Source organism: Aliiroseovarius sp. S1123, from assembly GCF_023015885.1.
GTDB lineage: Bacteria > Pseudomonadota > Alphaproteobacteria > Rhodobacterales > Rhodobacteraceae > Aliiroseovarius.
Genome location: NZ_JALKBE010000003.1, coordinates 319,754 through 345,403 on the forward strand (window position 1 = coordinate 319,754; position 25,650 = coordinate 345,403).

Below are 25,650 nucleotides of genomic sequence, written 5' to 3' on the forward strand. Positions count from 1 at the left end.
GCAACGCATGACGCGTGGTGGACATAATAAGCGGCCGGAAGAGCCCGAACGGCGTTGCATCGCAACCGGAGAAACTCAGCCTAAGGCCGGGTTGATCCGCTTTGTGGTGGGGCCGGATGACATGGTGGTGCCTGACCTTTTGGGCAAGCTGCCGGGTCGTGGGATCTATGTCGCTGCAAACCGTGCTGCGATTGCCACGGCGATCAAGAAAGGCCTGTTTTCGCGCGCCGCGCGCAAGCCGGTCACCGTGCCAGATGGCCTTCTTGATCTGCTCGAGCGTAGCTACGCCGATCGGGTGACGCATCTGATCGCAATGGCGCGCAAAGCGGGTCAGGCGGTCGCCGGGTATGAGAAAGTTAAAGACTGGCTGATGAAAGATCAGGCGCATGTTCTGATCCAGGCCTCGGACGGGTCCGAGCGCGGCAAGTCGAAACTCAGACCGCCCCGCGAAGAGGGACGGTTTATCGAATGTCTGACTGGCGACGAGCTGGGTTTGGCGTTTGGACGTGAAAATGTGATACATGGCGCGCTTGCGTCTGGCGGTTTGGCCTCTCGTGTTGTAGAGGAAGCCCAGAAACTGACAGCGATGCGTGTTGTGCAAGACAACGACGGCGGGAAGGCTCGCCGGAAAGGTACGAAGACCAGATGAGCGATAATGACGGCAAAAAGACCCTTGGCCTGCGCGGAAGCCGCCCCGGCCAGGTGAAGCAAAGCTTCAGCCACGGGCGCACCAAGAACGTCGTGGTCGAAACGAAACGCAAGCGCGTTGTCGTGCCCAAGCCGGGTGCGGCAGCTGGTGGTTCGGGTAAGGCACCCGCAGGTGGAGATCCGCGCAAGCGTCCCGCCGGGATTTCGGATGCCGAAATGGAACGCCGCATGAAGGCGCTTCAGGCTGCCAAGGCCCGCGAAGTCGAGGAAGCTGAAAAGCGCGTAGCCGAAGAAAAAGCCCGCGATGAAGAGCGTAAGCGCCGTCGCGAAGAAGCCGAAGCCAAGGAACGCGAAGAGCGCGAGCGCGAAGAGGCGCTGAAAGCCAAGGCAGAAGAAGAAGCGCGCAAGAAGCGCGAAGCTGAAGAAGCCAAGACCCGCGCGAAACCAGCTCCGGCTGCCCCGGCCGCTGATCCGGCTGCGGCGCAGGCTGCTGAACAGCGTGGCCCCGGCAAACCGTCGTCCGCGCCGCGTAAGAAAGACGATCGTGGCGGTGCCACCGAACGCCAGAACCGTGGCAAAGGTAGCCGTGATGATGGTCGCCGTTCGGGCAAGCTGACCGTGAACCAAGCGATGCGTGGTGGCGATGGCCGTCAGCGCTCGGTTGCGTCGATGCGTCGTAAGCAAGAGCGCGCACGCCAGAAAGCCATGGGTGAGAATGTCGAGCGGGAAAAGATTATCCGCGACGTTCAGGTTCCCGAAGCCATTGTTGTTTCGGAACTGGCCAACCGTATGGCCGAACGCGTTGCTGATGTCGTGAAGTCGCTCATGAAAATGGGCATGATGGTGACGCAGAACCAAGCCATCGACGCCGACACCGCGGAACTGATCATTGAAGAGTTCGGTCACAAGATCGTTCGCGTTTCGGATGCGGATGTTGAAGACGTGATCGACTCTGTTGAAGACAAAGAGGAAGACCTGAAAGACCGCGCCCCGATCATCACGATCATGGGTCACGTTGACCACGGCAAGACCTCGCTTCTGGATGCGATCCGCGATGCGAAGGTAACCGCTGGCGAAGCTGGCGGCATCACGCAGCACATCGGTGCCTATCAGGTGAAAACCGATAGCGGCGCAACGCTGAGCTTCCTGGATACGCCCGGCCACGCCGCGTTTACCTCGATGCGTGCCCGTGGTGCGCAGGTGACGGACATCGTTGTTCTGGTTGTGGCTGCTGACGACAGCGTCATGCCGCAGACCATCGAAGCCATCAACCACGCGAAAGCGGCTGGTGTTCCGATGATCGTTGCGATCAACAAATGCGACAAGCCGACCGCGAACCCCGATCAGGTCCGCGCCGAGCTGCTTCAGCATGAAGTGATCGTCGAGAAGATGTCGGGCGAAGTGCAAGACGTTGAAGTGTCCGCCATCACCGGTGCCGGTCTGGATGAACTGCTGGAAGCCATCGCGCTGCAGTCGGAAATTCTGGAACTGAAGGCCAACCCGACCCGCGCCGCATCCGGTGCCGTGATCGAAGCTCAGCTTGACGTGGGCCGTGGTCCGGTTGCCACCGTTCTGGTGCAGAACGGTACGCTGAAACAGGGCGATATCTTCGTCGTGGGCGAGCAGTGGGGTAAGGTCCGTGCGCTGGTCAACGACCACGGTGAGCGCGTGAAAGAAGCTGGCCCCTCGGTTCCGGTCGAGGTTCTGGGTCTGAATGGCACGCCCGAAGCAGGTGACGTTCTGAACGTGGTGGACACCGAAGCTCAGGCACGTGAAATTGCCGAGTATCGTGAACAAGCCGCCAAGGACAAACGCGCCGCTGCCGGTGCTGCGACCACGCTGGAACAGATGATGGCGAAGGCGAAAGCCGATAAGGATGTGGCCGAGCTGCCGATCCTGGTCAAAGCCGACGTTCAGGGTTCGGCCGAAGCCATCGTTCAGGCGATGGAAAAAATCGGCAACGACGAAGTCCGCGTGCGTGTGCTGCACTATGGTGTGGGCGCGATCACCGAAACCGACGTGGGTCTGGCGGAAGCCTCGGGCGCGCCGGTTATCGGCTTCAACGTCCGTGCAAACGCCTCGGCCCGTAACTCGGCCAACCAAAAAGGCGTCGAGATCCGTTACTACTCGGTCATCTATGACCTTGTGGATGACGTGAAAGCGGCGGCCTCGGGTCTGTTGTCGGCAGAGGTTCGCGAGAACTTCATCGGCTACGCCGAAATCCGCGAAGTCTTCAAGGTGTCGGGCGTCGGCAAGGTTGCTGGCTGTCTGGTCACCGAAGGTGTTGCCCGCCGTTCGGCTGGCGTGCGCCTGCTGCGCGACAACGTGGTGATCCACGAAGGCACGCTGAAGACCCTGAAGCGCTTCAAAGACGAAGTGAAAGAGGTTCTGTCCGGTCAGGAATGCGGTATGGCGTTTGAAAACTACGACGACATCCGTCCGAATGACGTGATCGAGATCTTCGAACGCGAAGAAGTCGAGCGTACGCTGGACTAATCGCACCGCCGAGTGATGAATAAGAAAAGGGGACGGTTTTCCGTCCCCTTTTTGCATGTTTTGTTGCGAGTTAACGGCTCACAGAAGCTCGCGCAGCACCGGGATCAGCGGGATGTCAGCGGGCGGCATCGGGTAGTCGCGCAGCTGGTTCACCCGCGCCCATTTCAGCACCTGCCCTTCACGCGGGGTCGGCGTACCGTTCCACTTGCGACAGGCAAACAGCGGCATCAGCAGATGAAAATCATCATAGCTGTGGCTGGCGAAGGACAGGGGGGCAAGGCAGGAGTTCCACGTCTCGATCCCTAGTTCTTCGTGCAGTTCACGGACCAGTGCGGCCTCGGGTGTCTCACCCTGTTCCACCTTCCCGCCCGGAAACTCCCACAGGCCTGCCATGGATTTCCCCTCGGGCCGTTGGGCCAGCAGGATCCGCCCGTCCGGGTCGATCAGCGCGACGGCAGAAACAAGGATGGTTTTCACGAGCGATAGTCCGCGTTGATTTGGATATAGGCGTGGGTCAGATCGCAGGTCCAGACGGTGGCCGTGCCCTCGCCAACCCCTAAATCGACGTCGATTAGCAGGTCGTCTTGCTTCATGTAATCCGCGCCATCTTCCTCGCGATAGGCGGGCGAGACCCAGCCTTTTTCAGCCACCAAAGTATCCCCAAAGCGGATCGTCAGAAGATCGCGGTCGGCATAGGCGCCGGATTTGCCGATCGCCGCCACGACGCGGCCCCAGTTGGGATCTTCGCCCGCCACAGCGGTTTTCACCAATGGCGAGTTGGCAATGGCGAGCGCGTGCACCTTGGCGTCTGCATTCGATTTCGCGCCAGTCACGCGGACCTCGACGAATTTCGTGGCACCTTCGCCGTCGCGGACAACCTGATGGGCCAGATCCAGCATCACCTCGTTCAAGGCGGCGCGGAAGGCGGCGTTGGTCTGGTCAACCTCAACACCCGAAGCCCCCGTCGCCGCCAGCAGCAGCGTGTCCGAGGTCGAGGTGTCGCTGTCCACCGTGATCGCGTTGAAGCTGTCTTCGTTCAGCTCCGACAGCATCGCCTGCAGGTCTGCCTGTGCGATTTTCGCGTCGGTGAAGATGAACACCAGCATCGTCGCCATATCCGGTGCAATCATGCCCGAGCCCTTGGCGATCCCCGCGATATGTACGATCCGGTCGCCGATCTTCACCTCGGCCTTGGCGCCTTTGGGGAAGGTGTCGGTGGTGCGGATCGCTTGGGCAGCGTCCTGCATCGCGTCGGGGGTTAGAAGCCCCTTCAGCTCGTCGATTTTGGCGGTGATGCGGTCATGGGGCAGTGGTTCGCCAATCACGCCGGTCGAGGCGGTGAAAACGCGTTCCTGCGGGACATCCAGCGCGCTGGCCACGGCCCCAGTAATGGCCGCAACCGACCCATCCCCAGCGGCGCCGGTGAAAGCGTTCGAGTTGCCTGCGTTGACCAAGAAGGCCGCACCCTTATCCGATGCACCGCCCAGCTTGGCCTGACAATCCAGAACCGGGGCCGAGCGAGTGGCGGATGTGGTAAAGACGCCAGCAATCGAGGTGCCCGGTTGAAGCTCGGCCAGCATTACATCCAGCCGATCTTTGTATTTCACACCCGCCTTGACCGCCGAGAACTTGGCCCCGGCAATCACGGGCAGGTCGGGAAAGTTCGCGGGCGCAAGCGGCGAAACCTTATGTGTGTGATCGTCTGCTGCAGCCAGCTTGGCCTTCAGCTTCGATACCTTCTTCTTCAGCTTATTAATTTTCGCCGTCTTGCCCATCTTTGTCCTCTAAAGATCAGTTGTCCAACAGTGTCATATCACGCGAAACGGCGGGGTCGATCCCCTCCAGCGCAGTACGTTCGATTGTTGCACCATCCAGCAGCGTTTGAAGGGCATTTTCAACCGCATCGTTTTCGATCTGAGCGGCAAGTTCGCCGCGAACTTCATCAAGTTCGGGGGCGCCGACCATGCGGGTGTCGTTCAGCTTGACCACGTGCCAACCGAACTGGGTCTGGACGGGGGCGGAAACGGCACCTGTCTCAAGCGCGAAAACGGCGTCTTCAAATGGCTTCACCATCATACCGGGACCAAACCAGCCCAGATCTCCGCCACCGGGGCCCGACGGGCCGGTCGAGAACTCTTTCGCCAGCTCGGCAAAGTCCGCACCACCGTCCAGCTTGGTGATCAGCTCTTTCGCTTCGTCTTCGGTGGCGACCAGAATATGCGCGGCGCTGAACTCTTTCGTGGGTTCGGCATCTGCATATTGCGCGTCATAGGCGGCCTGCAGGGCGTCTTCGGTCACGGCCTCGGAGACAATCGCATCAACCTGCTGGGCAGCGGCCATTTCGCGGCGGGTGTTTTCCAGAATGATCTCGTTCCGGCGGCTGATTTCGTCTGCGGCCTGACCCAGTACGGTCTGCTGGATCAGCTGTTCGACCAGGCCGGGGAACAGCACGTCATCGGGCAGCTGCTGATACTGCTGCGCAAGCCCCTGACGGGCAGCGATCACATGTGCCACGGTGATATTCTCACCGTTGACGATCGCCAAAACGGTGTCAGCCTGGACCTCAACCTTGGGCATTGCGTCTTCGGTTGCGGTTTCCTGCGCAAAGGCAGGCGCACCCAAAGTCAGCGAGAGGGCGAAGCCAAAGGCGGCCGCGTGGCGATAAATCATGAAAATATCCTTCAAAACAGGCCGGATTCCCCGGCAACATTGACAGTTTTACACCCGACGCTTACATCGCTAAGGGCTTAAGAGCGTGGGTTCTTGAGCACTTAGATAGGTGGCTGGATCGGGACGGGCAAGTTTCCTCTGGTCAAACCAGCGTTAAACCGCATTGAGGCAAAAAAAACATGCTTGGAAAAATCGCGCGTAAAGTCTTTGGCACACCGAATGATCGCAAGATCAAGGCCACGCGACCCATTGTCGAAAAGATCAACGCGCTTGAGGACGAATTCGCCGCTCTGTCGGATGACGGCATCGTCGCCAAGACCGAAGAATTGAAGAAACGTGTGGCGGATGGCGAAAAGCTGGACGCGATCCTGCCCGAGGCCTTCGCCAACTGTCGCGAAGCCGCCAAACGTGCCCTGGGTCTGCGCGCTTTCGACACGCAGCTGATGGGCGGGATCTTCCTGCACGAGGGCAACATCGCGGAAATGAAAACCGGCGAGGGCAAAACCCTTGTGGCGACTTTCCCCGCTTATCTGAATGCGCTGTCCGGCAAGGGCGTGCACATCGTCACCGTGAACGACTATCTGGCGAAGCGTGACGCGGAATGGATGAGCAAGGTTTACGGCGCTTTGGGCATGACCACCGGTGTCGTTTATCCGCATCAGGCTGATGACGAAAAGCGTCAGGCCTATGCTTGCGACGTCACCTATGCCACCAACAACGAACTTGGCTTTGACTATCTGCGCGACAACATGAAGTCCGAGCTGAAAGACATGTCCCAGCGCGGCCATAACTTTGCGATCGTGGACGAGGTCGACTCGATCCTGATCGACGAAGCGCGGACGCCGCTGATCATCTCGGGCCCGTCCGAGGACCGCTCGGAACTGTATGTTACCGTTGACGCGCTGATCCCCGAGCTGACCGAAGAACACTATACGATTGACGAGAAAGCCCGCGGCGCCACCTTCTCCGAAGAGGGTAACGAATTCCTGGAAGAGCTGCTGCACGCCCGTGGCCTGCTGCCCGAGGGTCAGTCGCTTTATGATCCGGAAAGCACCACCATTGTGCACCACGTGAACCAAGGCCTGCGCGCCCACAAGCTGTTCACCCGCGACAAGGACTATATCGTCCGTGATGGCGAAGTGGTTCTGATCGACGAATTCACCGGCCGAATGATGGCCGGGCGCCGTCTGTCGGAAGGTCTGCATCAGGCGATTGAAGCTAAGGAAGGCTGCAAGACCCAGCCGGAAAACGTCACGCTGGCCTCGGTCACGTTCCAGAACTATTTCCGTCTGTATGGCACGCTGGGCGGCATGACCGGTACAGCCCTGACCGAAGCCGAGGAATTTGCCGAGATCTATGGCCTTGGCGTGGTCGAAGTGCCCACCAACCGCCCGATTGCCCGTATTGACGACCATGACGCTGTGTACCGCACCGAGCGCGAAAAGTTCGACGCCATCGTCAAGGAAATCCACGCGGCGAATGAAAAGGGTCAGCCGGTTCTGGTCGGCACGACCTCGATCGAGAAATCGGAACAGCTGTCGCAACTGTTGACCGATGCCAAGATCAAGCATGACGTTCTGAACGCCCGCCAGCACGAGCGCGAGGCGCAAATCGTCGCCGACGCCGGTAAGCTGGGCGCGGTAACCATCGCCACCAACATGGCCGGTCGTGGTACCGACATCAAACTGGGCGGCAATGTCGAGTTCAAGGTGATGGAGGCCATCGCCGCCAATCCCGACGCGCACCCTGATGACATTCGCGCCAAGATCGAAGCGGGACACGAAGCTGACGAGCAAGCGGTGAAAGATGCGGGCGGTCTGTTCGTTCTGGCCACCGAACGTCACGAAAGCCGCCGGATCGACAACCAGCTGCGCGGTCGTTCTGGCCGTCAGGGTGACCCGGGCCGCTCGGCCTTCTTCCTGTCGCTGGACGATGATCTGATGCGCATTTTCGGGTCCGAGCGTCTGGAGAAAGTCCTGTCGACCCTCGGCATGCAGGAAGGCGAAGCCATTGTGCACCCGTGGGTGAACAAGTCGCTGGAGCGTGCGCAAGCCAAGGTCGAAGGCCGCAACTTCGACATTCGTAAGCAGCTTCTGAAATTCGACGACGTGATGAACGATCAGCGTAAGGCGATCTTTGGTCAGCGTCTGGAAATCATGGAAGCCGAGGATCTGTCCGAAATCGCAGGCGACATGCGTCATCAGGTGATCGACGATCTGGTCGATCAGTACATGCCGCCGAAATCTTATGCCGATCAGTGGGACACCCAAGGCCTTCAGGCCGCTGTGATCGAACATCTGGGCTTTGAAGAGCCGGTGGTCGACTGGGCTGCCGAAGAAGGTGTGGATGACGACCTGATCCGCGAGCGGTTGTATGATGCCTCGGACGCGTTCATGGCCAAAAAGGCGGCGGATTTCGGCCCCGAGACCATGCGCACGATCGAAAAACAGCTGATCCTGCAGACCATCGATTCGAAATGGCGCGAGCACCTCTTGACGCTGGATCACCTGCGCTCGGTCGTTGGGTTCCGCGGTTATGCGCAGCGCGATCCGCTGAACGAATACAAGACCGAAGCGTTCCAACTGTTTGAAAGCCTTCTGGACGGTTTGCGCTCGGACGTGACCAAGAAGCTGTCTCAGATCCGCCCGATGACGGAAGAAGAACAGCAGGCCATGATGCAGCAGATGCTTCAACAGCAGCAGGCTGCGATGCAGGCTGCCGCGGTGTCTGAAGCCGCCGCAGAAGGCTTTGACGAGAATGACCCAACCACTTGGGGCAACCCGTCGCGCAACGACACCTGCCCCTGTGGATCGGGCAAAAAGTTCAAGCACTGCCACGGCAGACTGGCCTAATATTGTCGCGCCCGCTCGCGGCGCGACAGCACCACATAACAACAATTTCTTGCAGGACTGCCGATAGCTGACCTATCGTTAAGCGGTATTTGACAGGACTTCGTTGATTAATGATTTATCGGCCAGAGATTGATGGCTTGCGCGCGGTTGCCGTTTTACCGGTCATCTTGTTCCATGCGGGCATTGGCCTGTTCGAAGGTGGATTCGTCGGCGTCGATGTCTTTTTCGTTATCAGCGGCTACCTGATCACCTCGATCCTGATCGAAGACATCGTGCGCGGACGCTTCAGCCTTCTGAGGTTTTATGAACGTCGCGCGCGTCGCATTCTGCCCGCGCTGTTCTTTGTTGTGGCCTTTACCATCCCCTTCGCGATCTTGTGGATGCTGCCTGCGCAACTGCGCGACTACTCCCAAAGTCTTGTGGCGGTTAGCCTGTTTTCCTCGAATTTCCTGTTCTGGATGGAAAGCGGGTATTTCGAGGCCGGTGCCGACCTGAAACCGCTTCTGCATACGTGGAGCTTGGCCATCGAAGAGCAGTTCTATGTGGTCTTCCCCGTCCTGCTGTTCGCGCTGTGGAAACTGGGCAGGCGGGCGGTGCTATGGATTCTGGCGCTGATCGCGGTGTTCAGCCTTGGCCTTGCAGAATGGGGCTGGCGCGACCACCCAGCCGCCAATTTCTTCCTCGCCCCCGGCCGCGTGTGGGAGCTTTTGGCCGGCTCCTTCTGCGCTTTCGCCCTGCACCGTCGCGCCCTGCCCGGCAATGACGCTGCCGCTGTGTTGGGCCTGTTGGCCATCACTGTGGCGGTCTTTCTGTTTGACGACGCAACACCATTTCCCAGCCTTTATACCCTGCTGCCCGTGATGGGCGTGCTGCTGATCATCCTGTTTGGACAACAGGGTACACGGGTGGCCGCGCTTTTGTCCGCAAAACCCATCGTCGGGATCGGGCTGATCAGCTACAGCGCCTATCTGTGGCACCAACCTCTTTTCGCCTTCGCGCGTATCCGCAGCCTGACCGAGCCCAGCCTTGCCCTGATGCTGGGGCTCGCGGTGGTCTCGTTGATCTTGGCGGCTTTCAGCTGGCGTTACGTCGAGCAACCCTTCCGCGCGGGGCCCAACACGCGTCTGAAAACGCAATCCGGCGTTTTTGTGACCAGTATCTTGGGGCTGGCTCTGATCGCAGGGATCGGCGCCTGGGGGCATGTGAACAGGGGGCTTCCCGACCGGTTCTCGCCCCATGCGCGCGCGGTATTGACGTTGAACACCGACCAAATCGCCCGCACTTGCCATTTCGACGAAAGGCTGGCGTGGGTTGTCCCGAAGCAAGACTGTTACCACACCGTGCCGAATGCCTCGGGTGCGGTGTTGTTGTTGGGGGACAGCCATGTGGCGGCGATCTCGCAGCCGGTGGTTGCAGCCCTGAACGCCAGCGGGCGCAATGTCTATGTCGGGTCCTATGGCGGCTGTATTCCGCTGCCGAACATGGAGCGCGTGCACAAATCCACCGCCCATGAATGTGCCGAGTTCATCGACGCCATCCTGTCCCACGCAGAAGAGATCAGCATCGAGACCTTGGTTTTGGTTGCCCGTTTTCCTGCCTATCTATACGGAACGCGCTTCAGCAATACCGAGGGCGGGGTCGAGCACGGGATCCGCATGGATGTCCGTGACCTCGACGCCTCATCGAACAATGGGCAGCTCGAATTGCTGCGCGCCAAGCTGGAAGATCTGGCCGCGCGCTTCAATCTGGTGCTGGTCGAGCCGATCCCGGAAGCTGGCTGGAGCGTGCCCGAGCTGATTGCGAAGCGCATGTATTTCGACGGAAGCGATGATCAGTCGCTGTCTACACCCTATGCGGCCTATGCGGCGCGGACGAATACGCTGCTGTCGATGTTCTCAGCACTTGATGCTGGGTCAGAAAACGTCACGATTGCGCCCGTGCATACGCGGTTTTGCAACTTCTTGACGTCAAGATGCACAAACGCGGATGCGACCAAGATCCTCTATCTGGATGACGATCACCTTAGCCCAGCAGGGGCCGCGCTGATCGCGCCTGACATCGTTGACGCGGTTGCGTCGCTTCCCCTTAAATAGCGCGCGGGGCGTTGTCAGATGGGCCACGCCGCCCCTTGGAAAATCCACCTTCACGAACAGAGCCTCTGGCGTTGGGCGCGGAAATATCTATGGTCCCCGTGTGACTCGAATTCTACCTGATATCTTTGTGCGCCTGCTGGGCGCAATCTGCGCGATTGCGCTGATCGGCAGTTCAGCGGCCCAGGCGCAGGACGTGACCCTGACGTCGCGCGACGGATCTATCGAGTTGACCGGCTATCTTCTGACCTTCGATGGCGAGTTTTATCGCGTCGATACCGAGTTCGGCATCCTGACCGTCGACAGCTCGGGCGTCAGTTGCGAAGGACCGGGCTGTCCCAGCCTTGGCCCGTTCGTGGCCGAGCTGACGATTTCGGGGGCCCACAATATGGGTGCCGTCCTGTTCCCCGCGTTGGTCGAGGGCTTTGCTCTGCGCAACGGTTACGCCCTGAAACGCGAGGAAATACAGGGGGTTGGCACGCTCTATACGCTTCTGGAAGGCGGATCCGGGCAAGAGGTCGCGCGCTTTACCATCAAGATGACTACCAGCTCGGAAGGCTTTGCGGATCTTCTGAGCCAGCAGGCCGATATGGTGCTGTCGATGCGGCAGGCCACCACCCGCGAACGCAGCCTTGCGCGCGATGCCGGGCTGGGCGATCTGCGGATGGCACGGCAAAGCCGGGTGGCCGCGCTGGATGCGTTGGTGCCCATTGTCGCACCGGGCAATCCGGTGACACGGATCTCGATCTCGCAACTGGCGGCGATCTATGCGGGCAAGATTACGAATTGGTCCGAACTTGGGGGCGAGGACGCGCCAATTACGCCCTATATGATGGATATCGAAGAGGGGTTCGGCCCCGTCTTCATGCAGGATGTTATATCGGCACAGGGGGTCACCCTCTCCGACAACGTGGTGATCCATCCGACCAGCCGAACCCTTGCCGACGCGATTGCACGCGATCCCTATGGCATCGCGATGACCACCTACACGCAGCGCGGCAGTGGCGAAGTGGTCGAGCTGTCAGGGCGCTGCGGTTTCTCGGTCCATGCCTCGCGCGCGTCGATCAAGTCCGAGGATTATCCCCTGACCATGCCGATGTTCCTGTATCTGCCGGAACGTCGCCTGCCCCAGATTGGGCGCGAATTCCTATCTTATCTGCGGACCGATAGTGCGCAATTCGTCACCCGTCGTGCGGGCTTTGTGGATCAGGCGCTAACCCGCCAGCCGCTGCGTGCGCAGGGGGATCGCATGGCCAACGCGATCACCGCCGCCGGGGACGAGGTCGCGCTGGACGAACTTCAGCGCATGATCACCACCCTGACCGGGTCCGAGCGCCTGTCGATCAGTTTCCGTTTTGAGGGTGGTTCGACCCTACTGGATGCGCCTTCGCGGTCGAACGTGGCCTTGCTGGCCGAGGCGCTGGAGAGCGGCCATTTTGACGGTAAGCGCTTGTCTTTCATTGGATTTTCTGACGGCCAAGGCGCTGCCGAGCAAAACCGAAGACTGTCCGAGCGTCGCGCGCGCGCCGTACGGGATCAGGTGTTGGGGCAACTTGAAGCCTTTGATCTGTCCCGTGTCGAGATGCAGATCGACGCCTTTGGCGAGGCGATGCCGATGGCCTGTGACGACAGCGCCTGGGGGCGGGGTGTAAACCGCCGGGTCGAAATCTGGGTGGACTGAGGGTTTACAAGTAGCCTTCGGACCGAAAGCTCAGTTCAGTCGATTTTCCGATGATCAGGTGATCGTGCAGCGCAATGCCAAGCGCCTTCGCTGCGTCATTCACCTGTGCCGTCATCTGAATATCGCTGTCCGATGGGGTCGGGTCGCCTGACGGGTGGTTATGCACTAAAATAAGCGCCGAGGCGTTTAGCGCGAGCGCCCTCTTCACCACCTCGCGCGGGTAAACGGGAACATGATCCACGGTGCCCTTGGCCTGTTCCTCGTCTGCGATTAGGACATTCTTGCGGTCCAGAAACAGGATACGGAACTGTTCCGTATCGCGATGCGCCATGGTGGTGTGGCAATAGTCCAAGACCGCGTCCCAGCTGGAAATTACATGCCGCTGCATCACCTTGGAACGCGCCATGCGATGGGCTGCAGCCTCGATGATTTTCAGATCGGTGATGACCGAGTCGCCGATGCCTGATACCGCCCTTAACCGATCAGCGGGGGCCGTGACCACGCGGTTGAAATCTCCGAACGTGTCCAACAGCGCGCGCGCAATGGGTTTGACATCGCGGCGGGGGATTGATCGGAACAACAGCAGCTCCAACAGCTCGTAATCTGGCATCGCCTGCGCCCCGCCCTCGTTAAAGCGCGCGCGCAACCGCTGGCGATGATCCTTGATATAGGACGGCAGCTTGCCAGCGGTCATCGCAATCGGTGTCGCGGGTGCCTCGTCCGTGTCGAACAGGCTTTGCGGCATCTCGGCGAAGTGGAAGTCACGCTGGTCGGTCATGGGATCAGCCTGCCCCAAAACTGGTGAATGATAGGTTAACACTTCCCAGATACGAAAACGCCCCGGTGTTTGTGCAACACCGGGGCGCTTGGTTTTCTGAACGGGGCAATTAGCCCTTCATGCTGTCCCAGAAGCTTCTGACTTTCGTAAAGAAATTCGAGCTTTCGGGGTTGTTCTCTTCCGACAGTTTCTCGAACTCGCGTAGCAGCTCTTTCTGCTGCGACGTCAGATTGACCGGCGTTTCCACCGCAAGCTCGATATACATGTCGCCGATGGGTCCACCGCGCAGACCGGGCATGCCTTTGGAGCGCAGACGCATCTGACGGCCTGACTGGCTGCCTGCAGGGATCTTCACGCGCGAGCGGCCACCGTCGATGGTCGGCACTTCGATGTCACCACCCAAAGCGGCGGCGGCCATCGACACGGGAACGCGGCAATGCAGATGCGTGCCTTCGCGGTCGAAAATGGCGTGATCGGCCACTTCGATGAAGATGTACAGATCGCCCGACGGCCCACCGCGCATCCCAGCCTCGCCTTCGCCAGAAAGACGAATACGGGTGCCGGTCTCAACACCGGCAGGGATGTTCACCGACAGCGAGCGTTCCTTCTCCTTGCGCCCTGCCCCGTGGCAGGATTTGCAAGGGTTCTGGATCATCTGACCGGTGCCCTGACAGGTCGGACAGGCGCGCTCGACAGTAAAGAAGCCTTGCTGCGCTCGAACTTTGCCCATGCCCTGACAGGTTGGACACATGGTCGGTTCGGACCCGGATTCTGATCCGGTGCCACTGCATTCATCACAGGCGACCGAGGTCGGCACGTTGATGGTTTTCTGGATGCCCGAGAACGCCTCTTCCAGTGTCACACGCAGGTTGTAACGCAAGTCTGACCCACGCTGAGCGCGCGCGCGGCCACCGCCACGTCCGCCCATGAAGTCGCCGAACAGATCGTCAAACACATCCGAAAATGCGCTGGAGAAGTCGCCTTGGCCATGATGGCCGCCGCCGGGACGTCCGCCCATACCGCCTTCGAAAGCAGCATGGCCAAAGCGGTCATAGGCGGCTTTCTTTTCGGCATCCTTCAGAACTTCGTAGGCCTCGTTCACTTCCTTGAACTGAGATTCGGCATCGGGATTGTCGGAGTTTCGGTCTGGGTGAAGCTCTTTGGCCTTCTTGCGATAGGCTTTCTTCAGCTCGTCCGCCGAAGCACCTTTCGAAGCGCCAAGGACCTCATAGTAATCACGTTTTGCCATGATGGGGTCGTCTCCACTTGGGAGGGAGGCAGGGCAGCGTGGCCGCCCCGCCATTCACCTATGCGACTTAGCGTTTGCTATCGTCGAGGTCTTCGAAATCGGCATCGACGATGTCATCGTCCACGGCCGAGGGGCCGTCTGCTTCTTCCGCAGGTTCGCCAGCAGCGTCTTCTTGCTGCGACTTATAGATCGCTTCGCCCAGTTTCATGGCCGCTTCGGTCACGTTCTGAACACCGCCTTTGATCTTGTCAGCCGATGCGTCGTCTTTTTCCAGATCGTCCTTCAGAGCAGCGATTGCCAGCTCGATGGCTTCGATCGTGGTCGGATCGACCTTGTCGGCATGCTCTTCCATCGACTTTTCGGTCGAGTGGATCAGGCTTTCGGCCTGGTTGCGGGCTTCGACAAGCTCTTTACGCTCTTTATCGGCCTCGGCGTTGGCTTCAGCGTCTTTCACCATTGCGTCGATGTCGTCATCCGACAGACCGCCCGATGCTTGGATGGTGATTTTGTGCTCTTTGCCGGTGCCTTTGTCTTTGGCGCCCACTTCAACGATGCCGTTGGCGTCGATGTCGAAGGTCACCTCGATCTGAGGCAGGCCACGCGGTGCGGGCGGGATGTCTTCAAGGTTGAACTGGCCCAGGATCTTGTTGTCCGCAGCCATTTCACGTTCGCCTTGGAACACACGCAGGGTCACGGCGTTCTGGTTGTCTTCCGCGGTCGAGAAGATCTGCGACTTCTTGGTCGGGATCGTCGTGTTGCGGTCGATCAGGCGGGTGAACACGCCACCCAGCGTTTCGATACCAAGCGACAGCGGGGTCACGTCCAGAAGAACAACGTCTTTCACGTCGCCCTGCAGAACACCGGCCTGAATGGCAGCACCCATGGCAACCACTTCGTCCGGGTTCACACCCTTGTGGGGTTCTTTGCCGAAGAACTTGGAAACCTCTTCGATCACGCGCGGCATGCGGGTCATACCACCGACCAGAACCACCTCGTCAATGTCGCCGGTCGACAGGCCGGCGTCTTTCAGAGCGGCTTGGCACGGCTTGATCGAACGCTTGATCAGGTCCGACACAAGGCTTTCCAGCTTGGCGCGGGTCAGCTTCATGACCATGTGCAGCGGTGCACCATCCGAACCCATCGAGATGAACGGCTGGTTGATTTCGGTCTGCGAAGCCGACGACAGTTCGATCTTGGCTTTCTCAGCGGCTTCTTTCAGTCGCTGCAGAGCCATCTTGTCTTTCGACAGATCGACCTGGTTTTCCTTTTTGAACTCATCGACCAGATACTGAACGATGCGCATGTCGAAGTCTTCACCACCAAGGAACGTGTCGCCGTTGGTCGATTTTACTTCGAAAAGGCCGTCGTCGATTTCCAGGATGGTCACGTCGAAGGTACCACCACCAAGGTCATAAACCGCGATGGTTTGGGTCTCTTCCTTGTCCAGACCATAGGCCAAGGCGGCAGCGGTCGGTTCGTTGATGATCCGCAGCACTTCCAGACCAGCGATCTTGCCGGCGTCTTTGGTGGCCTGACGCTGAGCGTCGTTGAAATATGCGGGCACGGTGATCACGGCCTGAGTGACTTCCTCACCCAGATAGCTTTCTGCCGTTTCTTTCATCTTGCCCAGAATGAAGGCCGAGATTTGCGAGGGCGAATACTTTTCGCCAGCAGCCTCAACCCATGCGTCGCCGTTGCCGCCATCTACGATAGCGTAGGGAACCAGCTTCTTGTCTTTTTCGACAGCCGGGTCGTTCATGTTGCGTCCGATCAGACGTTTCACGGCGAAGACGGTGTTGTCGGGGTTGGTGACAGCCTGACGTTTTGCCGGCTGGCCTACCAGTCGCTCTTCATCTTTGAAGGCGACGATCGAAGGCGTGGTACGTGCACCTTCTGCGTTTTCGATGACTCGCGGCTGCGAGCCGTCCATGATGGCAACACACGAGTTGGTGGTGCCGAGGTCGATACCGATGACTTTGGCCATGCGTAATATCCTCTCTTAAGGCGATGTTGTCAGGACCGACCTTGCAAAGCATCGGCCCCGGATCCCAGATTTTTACCGGTTCAGGAATGATCCATCTCCGGCGTCTGGGCGTATATAAGTAGGCGAAATGAGGCCTGCAAGCGGTCGCGTGCCTCTGTTGGCGCAAAAATTCCGAGTCAATTCGAGGATTTGTGCGCTTTTCGCGTTTTAGTACCCGGAAAACGCGCGCTTGCAGCTACTGTCGGGCCGACCAGCTGGCCGAAACATGTTTCCGCGAATAGCTTTCGCCCATCAGGCCCAGCAATGTCGCCACGCACGAAAAGATCAAAGGATACATCCAGTTCGTGTAGTGCGGATTGTAGTTGATAAAGATGTAGCCGCGTCCCTGATCCACGACGTGGAACAGTGGGTTCCAGATGAATATCGCAACCAGATAGTAGGGCGCTGAATTGGCGACGAACATCTTCCCAGATGCGAACATGTTGGCCCGCATGTAAATCTTCCGAGCGATGCCAGTAAATTTTGGGAACCACGGTCGCAGTGCCAAAAAGATCAGCCCAATGGACGCCCCATTGAACCAAGATAGTATCACCATCAGCAGCGCCTTGACGGGGTGTTGTATTTCCACCGGCGTGACGGCGATGTGATAGATGGTCAGTATCACCACGATGCTGAGGATCTGAATATACAAAGATCCCAGGGCAGAGGATACAAACGCGACAAAAGTGTTCATCGGCGTATGCATCATCATCGGATGAGATGGTCCCGACGATGCCATCACAGCGCCCATCGCTTTGACGTTTGTGAAGAACAGGAAAATCCCTGACATAATGTAAAGCAGAAAGTCGCCACGCAAGGCGGCGCCACGCAAACCAATAAATGTCATCATCACATAGAATATGGCAATCAACAGCATCACCTGAAACAAGTTCAGCACCAGTGCTGCAAGGGCGTTCGTTTGCTCGCTGCGAACGCTGTGCGCGGTCATGTGGAAGATGACCTCGAACATGGAGAACGCTGCAGACAGCCGCGATTGTTTCTTCTTTGCCTCGAACATGGCGCCACCTTGAACGGTTATGCGGAGCTTTTAACAGGGATTTCTTGCTGATCCTTTACCGGTTGATCATAAGGGGGGTGCAAAATGTTATCAACAAGGCCGGATCTGGCCGAATTTAAGGAGCTTCGACTTGGATTTTGAGCGTCTGGAAACTGTTATGCGCACGCTGGCCCTGGAAGCGGGCGACGTGATCATGGAGATCTACAACTCGGAAGATTTCGACGTGCGCGCCAAGTCGGACGACAGCCCGGTGACCGCGGCGGATGAAGCGGCGGATGCGCTGATTTCTGCCGGGTTGCGTGCGGCTTTCCCGGATGTGCTTTTGGTGACAGAAGAACAGGCCGACAGCCACAGCGAGCAGGCCAGCGAATTCCTGATCGTGGATCCCCTGGACGGCACGAAAGAATTCATACACCGCCGTGGCGATTTCACCGTGAATATTGCCTACGTCAAAGACGGCACCCCCGTGCGCGGCGTTGTTTACGCCCCCGCCAAGGGCCGCATGTTCTTCACTCGCGCCGGTGGCGAAAGTGTAGAGGAGCAAGGCCCGTTCGCGAAAGAAACCGTGGGCACCCTGTCGCCGATCACCGTGTCCAAGCCCGACAATGACGCGCTGTTCATCGTTGCATCGAAATCCCACCGCGATCAGGCGACCGAGGATTACATCAACAAATACAACGTCAAAGACAGTAAGTCGGCGGGCAGCTCGCTGAAGTTCTGTCTGGTCGCGACGGGCGAGGCCGACCTGTATCCCCGCGTGGGCCGCACGATGGAATGGGACACCGCAGCGGGTCACGCCGTTCTGAAAGGGGCTGGCGGGGATGTTGTGCGTTTCGACGATCATACACCGCTGACCTATGGCAAGCCGATCTATGAAAACCCGTTCTTCATTGCCTATGCGCCGGGTGTCGAGCTGAAGAAGGCCTGAACCCGCATGGCGACGCTGATTGTCATCCCGGCGCGCTACGCCTCGACCCGGTATCCGGGCAAGGCGCTTGTGCCGCTCAGGGGGGCGACGGGTCAAAACAAGACCCTGATTCACCGCAGTTGGGACGCCGCGCAGGCTGTGCGCGGCGTGGATCGGGTCGTGGTCGCCACGGATGATGACCGCATCCGGGACGAGGCGGAAGGGTTTGGCGCCGAGGTTGTGATGACCTCGGACACTTGTGAAAACGGGACCGAGCGATGCGCCGAAGCCCTGACCGCGCTGGGCGAAGAGTACGAGATCATCGTCAACTTGCAGGGCGACGCGCCCCTGACGCCACCGTGGTTCGTGGAAGAACTGGTCGCTGCGCTCAAGACCCATCCAGCGGCCGAGGTCGCAACGCCGGTTCTTCGCTGCGATGGCCGCGCGCTGAACGGCTTTCTGGAAGACCGCAAGGCGGGACGTGTCGGTGGAACGACGGCGGTCTTCGGATCAGAGGGACACGCGCTTTATTTCTCGAAAGAGGTGATCCCCTATACGCAGGGCAATGGCTGGTCCGACCACGATCAAACGCCGGTGTTTCACCATGTCGGCGTCTATGCCTATCGCCCGTCCGCCCTTGCCGCCTACCCGCTCTGGTCCGCTGGCCCTCTGGAACAGCTTGAAGGGTTGGAGCAGCTGCGCTTTCTTGAACGCGAGAAGCCCATTCAATGCGTCGAAGTCGATGCCCGTTCCCGCCAGTTTTGGGAGCTGAACAACCCCGAAGACGTCTCGCGGATCGAGGCCATCTTGCAAGAGCTCGGCGTTGCGTAATTCATCGGCAGCGCTGGGGTTTTGGAAAAGAGTCGAGAAAAAAACCGCCGTGCTATAGAATAGCGAAAAAAGACCATGATGTTTTCAAATTTATCAATTAGAGAATGACGAGTAAGCGCAACCCTAACAAGATGCCGTCGATTTTTCACCAGATGATAGCAGATCGAGCAGAGTTGCCGCGAATAGTACAAAGGTGAAGTTCATGAAGCGTAAGGTTACCAAAGCGATTTTTCCTGTGGCGGGGCTTGGAACGCGGTTCCTGCCTGCAACGAAATCCATCCCGAAAGAAATCATGACGCTGGTTGACCGGCCCCTGATCCAATACGCAATTGACGAAGCCCGTGCCGCCGGCATCAAGGAATTCATCTTCGTGACCTCGCGCGGCAAAGGCGCGCTTGAGGATTACTTTGACAACTCGCCCGTGCTTGAGCAGGAGCTGCGTAAGAAGGGTAAAGACCAGCTTTTAAAGATCCTGAAAGACACCAACATGGAATCCGGTGCCATCGCTTATATGCGTCAGCACAAGGCGCTGGGGCTGGGCCACGCGGTCTGGTGTGCCCGCCGTTTGATTGCCAACGAACCTTTCGCCGTAATCTTGCCCGATGACGTGATTGCCGCCGAAAAGCCCTGCCTTCAGCAGATGGTTGAAGCCTATGAAAACACGGGCGGCTGCATGGTTGCAGCGATGGAAGTTCCGCCCGAGAAGGCCAGCGCATACGGTGTGCTGGATGTGAAAGAAGACATGGGCGACCTGGTATCGACCCGCGGCATGGTCGAGAAACCCTCGATTGACGAAGCCCCGTCGAACCTTGCGGTGATTGGCCGCTACATCCTGACCCCGGATGTTCTGAAAAGCTTGGACCGCAAGCAAACCGGTGCCGGTGGGGAAATTCAGCTGACCGATGCCATCGCGAACGAACTGGAACAGGGACGTGATGTGTTTGGCTATCGCTTCCGTGGTCAGCGGTTCGACTGTGGCTCGAAAGCTGGGTTCCTGCAGGCCACCGTGGCCTTCGGCATGGCCCGAGACGAGCTGCGGGACGAGCTTATGGGCTATCTGCACGATCTGGTGGCCCAGAACAAAGCTGCCGAGTAATTCTGCGTGACGGGGGGCGTGTCCGGTCTGATCTCGCGATATCGGATGCGGCTGAAGCGTCGGCGCCTTTTGTGGCGCTCGATCCGGTCCCGGCGACAGTTGACCCCAATAAATGTGCGTACGAACCTGATCCAGCGCGATCAGGTTCTGGCCTTTGTCGTGCTGCGCAACGAAATGCAGCGTCTGCCCTTCTTTCTGACGCATTATCGCCGCCTCGGCGTTGGGCATTTCCTGATCGTCGCGAATGACTGCACCGATGGCAGTGCCGAGTTTCTGGCGGAGCAGCCCGATGTCTCGCTCTGGCGTGCCGATGCCAGCTATAAATCCGCGCGGTTCGGGGTGGATTGGCTGACATGGCTACAGTTTCGGTATGGGCATGGCCATTGGTGCCTGAGCGTCGATGTGGACGAGCTTTTGATCTATCCGCATCACGACCAACGCCCCCTGCCCGTCCTGACGCAAAGGCTCGAGGCCACGGGCGCAGAGGCGATGGGCGCGTTGATGCTGGATCTTTATCCCAAGGGGCCGCTGGGGTCCGGGACGGTGAGCGCGGATGATAATCCTATCGACGCACTTCCTTGGTTTGACACAGGCCCCTATCGCACGGTCCGACAGGCTCCGATGCAGAACTTGTGGCTTCAGGGCGGTGCGCGTGAACGGGTGTTCTTTGCAGATAACCCCACACGCGGCCCGACCCTGAACAAGCTGCCTTTGGTCAAGTGGTCGCGCCGCTATGCCTATGCGAACTCGACCCACTCTATCCTGCCGCCGGGCCTGAACCTCGAGTGGGACGGTCCGCCCGCGATCAGCGGCACCGACCAGCTTTCCGGCGTTCTGCTGCACACAAAATTCCTGCCCGGCGTGCTGGATCGGTCCGAGGAAGAGAAAGCCCGGCGCGAGCATTTCGGCCAGCCCGACCAGTTCGACGCCTATTACGATGCGATCGGCGCGGCCCCGGATCTGTGGCACCCCGGCGCGCAGCGGTTCGAGGACTGGCAACAGCTGACCCGGTTGGGGCTGATGTCGGCCGGAGGGTGGACGTAATGCCGACAGTGCGTGAAAGGATTTACGCCTGTATGGAAGACGTTTAGGATTTGGATATAAAGAGTTAGTGGAACGCGCCTTGTGCCTGCCACGGGCAGAAGCGCGCGCCAATTGATACAGGCATTAACAGACAGGATAAGATTTGGGCGCTTTGACGTCATATCGCCTCAGGCTCAAGCGCAAGCGCCACCAGATCCGCGCGTTTCGCAAACGACGCGAGCTGTCTGCGGTGCAAAACCGCACGGCGAAGATCGTGCCGTCTGACATCCTTGTCTTTACCACCCTGCGAAATGAACTGGTGCGCCTTCCCTATTTCCTGAAGTATTACAGGGACTTGGGTGTAAATCACTTTCTGATCGTGGATAATGGGTCGGATGATGGTTCGCGGGAATATCTGGCGCAGCAGGATGACGTGTCGCTGTGGACCACGCAGGCCAGCTATAAGCGCGCGAAGTTCGGCGTGGATTGGCTGAACTGGCTGCAGCGCAAATACGGGCATAACCACTGGTGCCTGACCGTCGATACGGACGAGTTCTTTGTCTACCCCTTCTGCGACACGCGCCCCTTGCGCGCCCTGACTGATTGGCTGGATGCAAGCGAGATCAAGAGCTTCGGCGCGATGTTGATGGATATGTATCCTGAGGGCCAGATCGGGGCTGAACCCTATCAGGCTGGCCAGAACCCGCTTGAGATTACGCGCTGGTTCGACAGCGGCAATTACTCCATTCGAAAGAACAGCCAGTTTCGAAACCTGTGGATCCAAGGCGGCGTGCGTGCCCGTGTCTTCTTTGACGACAACCCGGAACGCGCCCCGGCCCTGAACAAGATCCCCTTGGTGAAATGGCGCCGGTCTTACACTTATGTCAGCTCGACCCACACGCTGCTGCCGCGCGGTTTGAACCTTGTTTACGACGTATCCGGGGGCGAGAAAGCCTCGGGCTGTCTGTTGCACACCAAGTTTCTGGACACGTTCGAGCAAAAGTCGAAGGAAGAGCTGCAACGCCGCCAGCATTATGCCAACAGCCACGAATATCGCGCCTATAACACGCGAATGGCGGATGATCCGGTCCTTTGGTGTGAGTGGAGCGAAGAATACATCAACTGGCGACAGCTTGAGGTATTGGGCCTGATGTCTAAGGGGAACTGGGCATGAGCTTGGGCGTCGTCATGATCGTGCACGAGGCGCTGCACCGCGCGACCCAACTGGCGCGCCATTGGTCCGATCACGGCTGCCCCGTGGTGCTGCATGTCGATCAGCGCGTGGATCGTGACACCTATGATCGCTTCGTTGAAAGCTTGGCGGATCGCGACAACGTGTTGTTTTGCGCCCGACACCGCTGCGAATGGGGCACGTGGTCGCTTGTCGCCGCCAGTCAGACCGCGTCGGAACTGATGCTCGAGCGGTTCCCGGATGTGCAACATGTGCTTTTGGCTTCGGGAAGCTGTCTGCCCCTGCGCCCAGTGGCTGAGCTGACGGATTACCTGCGTGACCGGCCCACCACCGATTTCATTGAAAGCGTCACGACCGAGGATGTGCCGTGGGCTGTTGGCGGGCTGAACACCGAACGTTTCACCCTGCGGTTTCCATTCTCGTGGAAGCGCAGGCGGCGGATGTTTGATGCCTATGTGCGGCTTCAGCGGCGGGTTGGGTATCGGCGACGTATCCCTTTGGGGATCTCGCCGCATCTGGGCAGTCAATGGTGGTGCCTGACACGGCACACACTGTCGGCGATCCTGAGCGATCCGCGACGCGCAGTGAATGATGCCTATTTCCGGCGGGTCTGGATCCCGGATGAAAGCTATTATCAGACCCTATCCCGCCAGCATTCGAAGAAAATTGAAAGCCGATCCCTGACCCTTTCGAAGTTTGACTATCAGGGCAAACCGCATGTGTTCTACGACGACCACTTGCAACTTCTTCGGCGCTCGGACTGTTTTGTGGCGCGGAAGATCTGGCCACATGCGGATCGGCTTTACGACAGTTTCCTGTCAGACGCACCAAGCCTGAGCCACGGCGCTGAACCCAACCCTGGCGAGATTGATCGCATCTTCGCCAAGGCGGTTGAGCGCCGGACCAAGGGGCGGCCCGGTTTGTTGATGCAAAGCCGCTTTCCGCATCAGCGGTGGGGCAACAGGGTGACGGCGGAACCCTATGTTGTGTTGCAGGGCTTCACCGAGATGTTCCGCGGCTTCGAGCCCTGGCTATCCAGCTTTGGCAAAGTGCGGGTGCATGGGCATCTGTTTGCGCCCGATAGCGCGCATTTTGCCGGTGGTGGGGCCGAATACTTCGGGGCGCTCTCATCCTCGGCGGCGTTGCGTGATTATGATGGCACTGCGTTTCTGACCAACCTGATTTGGAACACGCGGGGCGAACGCCAGTGTTTCCAGTTTGGCCCTGCCGACACGCAGGATATCACATGGAACATCGCGCGCGACGCCAATGCGCGGATCCATGTCATTTCGGGCGCATGGGCGGTGCCCTTGTTCCTGTCGGAAGGCCGGTTTGCCGACATGCGCCGCACCGCTGCGCGCCTGCAAAAGACGGAAAGCGCGTTCTTGAACGTCCTTCGGTCCGATCACTGCCGCGCCCGCGTTACAATCCAGACCCTGTCCGACTTTGTCCGGAACCCGATCGAGCCGTTGCAGGATGTTTTGGACCAACTGGCGACCCGCGACCGCCCCAAGCTGACCGCCCCGCCCGAGATGGTGCATCTGGGCGGGTTCGGAGAGTTTTTGCAGAATCTGAAAAATCAGGGCATGCATCTGCATCTTGCGGGTGATTTCCCAACCGATTACGCGCCCGAACCCCCTCAGGCCGAGCGCGCCACGCCCTATTTGGTGACAAAGTAATATGACCAAGAAATTCGACTGTTTCATCATCCTTGCTGAAATGCGCACGGGGTCCAACTTTCTGGAAAGCAATCTGGATCAGTTCGACGGGATCCAATGCTATGGAGAGGCCTTCAACCCCTATTTCATGGTGAAGCCCGAGCTCAAGGATCTGTTCGGCGTCACTGTGAAACAGCGCGATAAGAACCCGGTGAAGTTGCTGGAGCGAATGAAAGAGGGCACCGACGGTATCCCCGGGTTCCGCTTCTTCCACGACCACGACATGCGCATCTTCGAGCACGTGATCGACGACCCTCGATGTGCCAAGGTGGTTCTGACCCGCAATCAGGTGGAAAGCTATGTCAGCCGTCGGATCGCTTGGGCGACGCAGCAATGGGCGCTGACCAACGGCAAGGATGCCAAGAAATTCCGCGTGAAGTTCGATTCAAGCGAGTTCGAGAATTTCTTCTATGAATACAAAGCCTTCCAGCTGAAGATCAAAGGCCGGCTGCAGAAGACCGGCCAGACGGCGTTCTATATCGACTATGAAGACACGCAGAATATCGACGTTGTGAATGGGCTGGGCAAATTTTTGGGCGCCGAGCATGAGATCACCAAGTTTTCGGGCAAGTACAAGAAACAGAACCCCGAGACGCTGGCCGACAAGGTCCGCAACATGGACGAGCTGGTCGAAACCGTCCGAAACATCGACCTGTTCGACCTTGGTAAAGTGCCAAACTTTGAACCCGCCCGCCCACCGGCCGTCCCGACCTATGTGACCGCCGAAAACGCGCCTCTGATGTTTCTGCCCATCAAGGGTGGCCCGGTCGAGCGTGTGGAAGGCTGGATGCAGGGCTTCGGCGCGCTGTCCTCGGAGTTTAACCAGAAATCTCTGCGCCAGTGGAAGAACCGCAACAAAGGGCACCGCACGTTTACGGTGCTGCGCCACCCGGTTGCGCGGCTTCATGCGGTGTTCTGCACGCATTTTCTGCAAGATGGTCCCGAGACCTATTGGGAGATCAAGAACGCGCTGCGCGAAAACTATGACGTCCCCCTGCCCGAGCATCTGCCAGATGACCGCTGGGACAAAGCGGCCCATCGTACCGCCTTTATCGCCTTTGCAGACTTCGTGCGGCGCAATCTGGCGGGGCAGACCGGTATCCGTGTGGACGCGTCATGGGCGACGCAATCCGCTGTGATCAAAGGGTTTTCCGACTTCCAGCTGCCCGATCGTGTCCTTCGGGAAGACGAACTAGAGAATGGGTTGGCGGCACTTGCCCAAGACGTCGACCTAGGCGCCCCAAAACTGCCCGCGCAGCATAAAGATACGCCATTCACGCTGGATGAAATCTATGATGACGAGGTCGAGGCCGCCGTTAAGGCAGCTTACCAACGCGACTATATGATGTTCGGCTATCGGCCTTGGGGCAAATCCTGA

At 58.9% G+C, this 25,650-nt stretch carries 19 protein-coding genes; 12 read left to right on the forward strand and 7 right to left on the reverse strand.

The features are described 5' to 3' along the window. The first annotated feature begins 7 nt into the window (after positions 1-7). Both MWU53_RS08380 and infB read left to right on the forward strand, forming a co-directional pair. Positions 8-649: an RNA-binding protein gene (locus MWU53_RS08380; RefSeq protein WP_247092351.1), complete on the forward strand. Its 642-nt coding sequence runs from the start codon at positions 8-10 to the stop codon at positions 647-649. Continuing rightward, complete coding sequence (infB, locus tag MWU53_RS08385; protein ID WP_247092353.1) at positions 646-3,144, forward strand: translation initiation factor IF-2; 2,499 nt, start codon at positions 646-648, stop codon at positions 3,142-3,144. Before MWU53_RS08380 ends, infB begins: the two co-directional genes overlap by 4 nt. A 78-nt stretch (positions 3,145-3,222) precedes the next feature. Here infB and mutT read toward each other — a convergent pair whose 3' ends face one another. The 3 genes from mutT to MWU53_RS08400 are packed head-to-tail and all read right to left on the reverse strand — an operon-like array spanning position 3,223 to position 5,814. Next, a complete protein-coding gene (gene mutT / locus MWU53_RS08390) occupies positions 3,223-3,621 on the reverse strand; it encodes an 8-oxo-dGTP diphosphatase MutT (RefSeq protein ID WP_247092355.1) in 399 nt (132 codons plus the stop codon). Beyond that, positions 3,618-4,919, reverse strand: coding sequence for a bifunctional glutamate N-acetyltransferase/amino-acid acetyltransferase ArgJ (gene argJ, locus MWU53_RS08395; protein ID WP_247092357.1), 1,302 nt, complete (start codon positions 4,917-4,919; stop codon positions 3,618-3,620). The genes mutT and argJ overlap by 4 nt, the downstream gene beginning before the upstream one ends. A gap of 16 nt (positions 4,920-4,935) precedes the next feature. After that, positions 4,936-5,814 (reverse strand): peptidylprolyl isomerase, encoded by an 879-nt coding sequence (locus MWU53_RS08400; RefSeq protein WP_247092359.1) that lies wholly within the window; start codon positions 5,812-5,814, stop codon positions 4,936-4,938. Between the two features lie 179 nt (positions 5,815-5,993). Between MWU53_RS08400 and secA the strand changes: the two genes are divergently transcribed. The 3 genes from secA (at position 5,994) to MWU53_RS08415 (ending at position 12,437) form a co-directional block, all read left to right on the forward strand. Further along, positions 5,994-8,666: a preprotein translocase subunit SecA gene (secA, locus tag MWU53_RS08405; protein WP_247092361.1), complete on the forward strand. Its 2,673-nt coding sequence runs from the start codon at positions 5,994-5,996 to the stop codon at positions 8,664-8,666. Positions 8,667-8,776: 110 nt separating this feature from the next. Continuing rightward, positions 8,777-10,759: an acyltransferase family protein gene (locus MWU53_RS08410; protein WP_247092363.1), complete on the forward strand. Its 1,983-nt coding sequence runs from the start codon at positions 8,777-8,779 to the stop codon at positions 10,757-10,759. A gap of 100 nt (positions 10,760-10,859) precedes the next feature. Further along, a complete protein-coding gene (locus tag MWU53_RS08415; RefSeq protein WP_247092365.1) occupies positions 10,860-12,437 on the forward strand; it encodes a phosphate ABC transporter substrate-binding/OmpA family protein in 1,578 nt (525 codons plus the stop codon). 4 nt (positions 12,438-12,441) lie between these two features. Here MWU53_RS08415 and radC read toward each other — a convergent pair whose 3' ends face one another. The 4 genes from radC to MWU53_RS08435 form a co-directional block, all read right to left on the reverse strand. Further along, entirely contained in the window at positions 12,442-13,215 is a 774-nt protein-coding gene (gene radC / locus MWU53_RS08420; protein WP_247092367.1) for a DNA repair protein RadC, read from the reverse strand. 109 nt (positions 13,216-13,324) lie between these two features. Further along, complete coding sequence (dnaJ, locus tag MWU53_RS08425) at positions 13,325-14,464, reverse strand: molecular chaperone DnaJ (protein ID WP_247092370.1); 1,140 nt, start codon at positions 14,462-14,464, stop codon at positions 13,325-13,327. A 67-nt stretch (positions 14,465-14,531) separates the two neighbouring features. Further along, positions 14,532-16,448, reverse strand: a complete 1,917-nt coding sequence (gene dnaK, locus MWU53_RS08430) for a molecular chaperone DnaK (RefSeq protein WP_247092372.1) — start codon at positions 16,446-16,448, stop codon at positions 14,532-14,534. 235 nt (positions 16,449-16,683) lie between these two features. Further along, positions 16,684-17,505 (reverse strand): ABC transporter permease, encoded by an 822-nt coding sequence (locus MWU53_RS08435; protein ID WP_247092374.1) that lies wholly within the window; start codon positions 17,503-17,505, stop codon positions 16,684-16,686. Positions 17,506-17,635: 130 nt separating this feature from the next. On the opposite strand from MWU53_RS08435, the gene cysQ reads away from it, so the two are divergent. The 7 genes from cysQ (at position 17,636) to MWU53_RS08470 (ending at position 25,650) form a co-directional block, all read left to right on the forward strand. After that, positions 17,636-18,433: a 3'(2'),5'-bisphosphate nucleotidase CysQ gene (gene cysQ / locus MWU53_RS08440; RefSeq protein WP_247092376.1), complete on the forward strand. Its 798-nt coding sequence runs from the start codon at positions 17,636-17,638 to the stop codon at positions 18,431-18,433. A gap of 6 nt (positions 18,434-18,439) precedes the next feature. Further along, positions 18,440-19,243, forward strand: a complete 804-nt coding sequence (locus tag MWU53_RS08445; protein WP_247092378.1) for a manno-octulosonate cytidylyltransferase — start codon at positions 18,440-18,442, stop codon at positions 19,241-19,243. A 202-nt stretch (positions 19,244-19,445) separates the two neighbouring features. Next, complete coding sequence (galU, locus tag MWU53_RS08450; protein ID WP_247092380.1) at positions 19,446-20,339, forward strand: UTP--glucose-1-phosphate uridylyltransferase GalU; 894 nt, start codon at positions 19,446-19,448, stop codon at positions 20,337-20,339. 18 nt (positions 20,340-20,357) lie between these two features. Next, positions 20,358-21,383, forward strand: a complete 1,026-nt coding sequence (locus MWU53_RS08455; RefSeq protein WP_348647034.1) for a glycosyltransferase family 2 protein — start codon at positions 20,358-20,360, stop codon at positions 21,381-21,383. A 142-nt stretch (positions 21,384-21,525) separates the two neighbouring features. Continuing rightward, a complete protein-coding gene (locus MWU53_RS08460) occupies positions 21,526-22,536 on the forward strand; it encodes a glycosyltransferase family 2 protein (RefSeq protein WP_247092382.1) in 1,011 nt (336 codons plus the stop codon). Further along, positions 22,533-24,233 carry a beta-1,6-N-acetylglucosaminyltransferase gene (locus MWU53_RS08465; protein WP_247092384.1) on the forward strand — a complete coding sequence of 567 codons (1,701 nt, stop codon included), beginning with the start codon at positions 22,533-22,535 and terminating at the stop codon, positions 24,231-24,233. Before MWU53_RS08460 ends, MWU53_RS08465 begins: the two co-directional genes overlap by 4 nt. Position 24,234: 1 nt before the next feature. Further along, entirely contained in the window at positions 24,235-25,650 is a 1,416-nt protein-coding gene (locus MWU53_RS08470) for a nodulation protein NodH (RefSeq protein ID WP_247092386.1), read from the forward strand.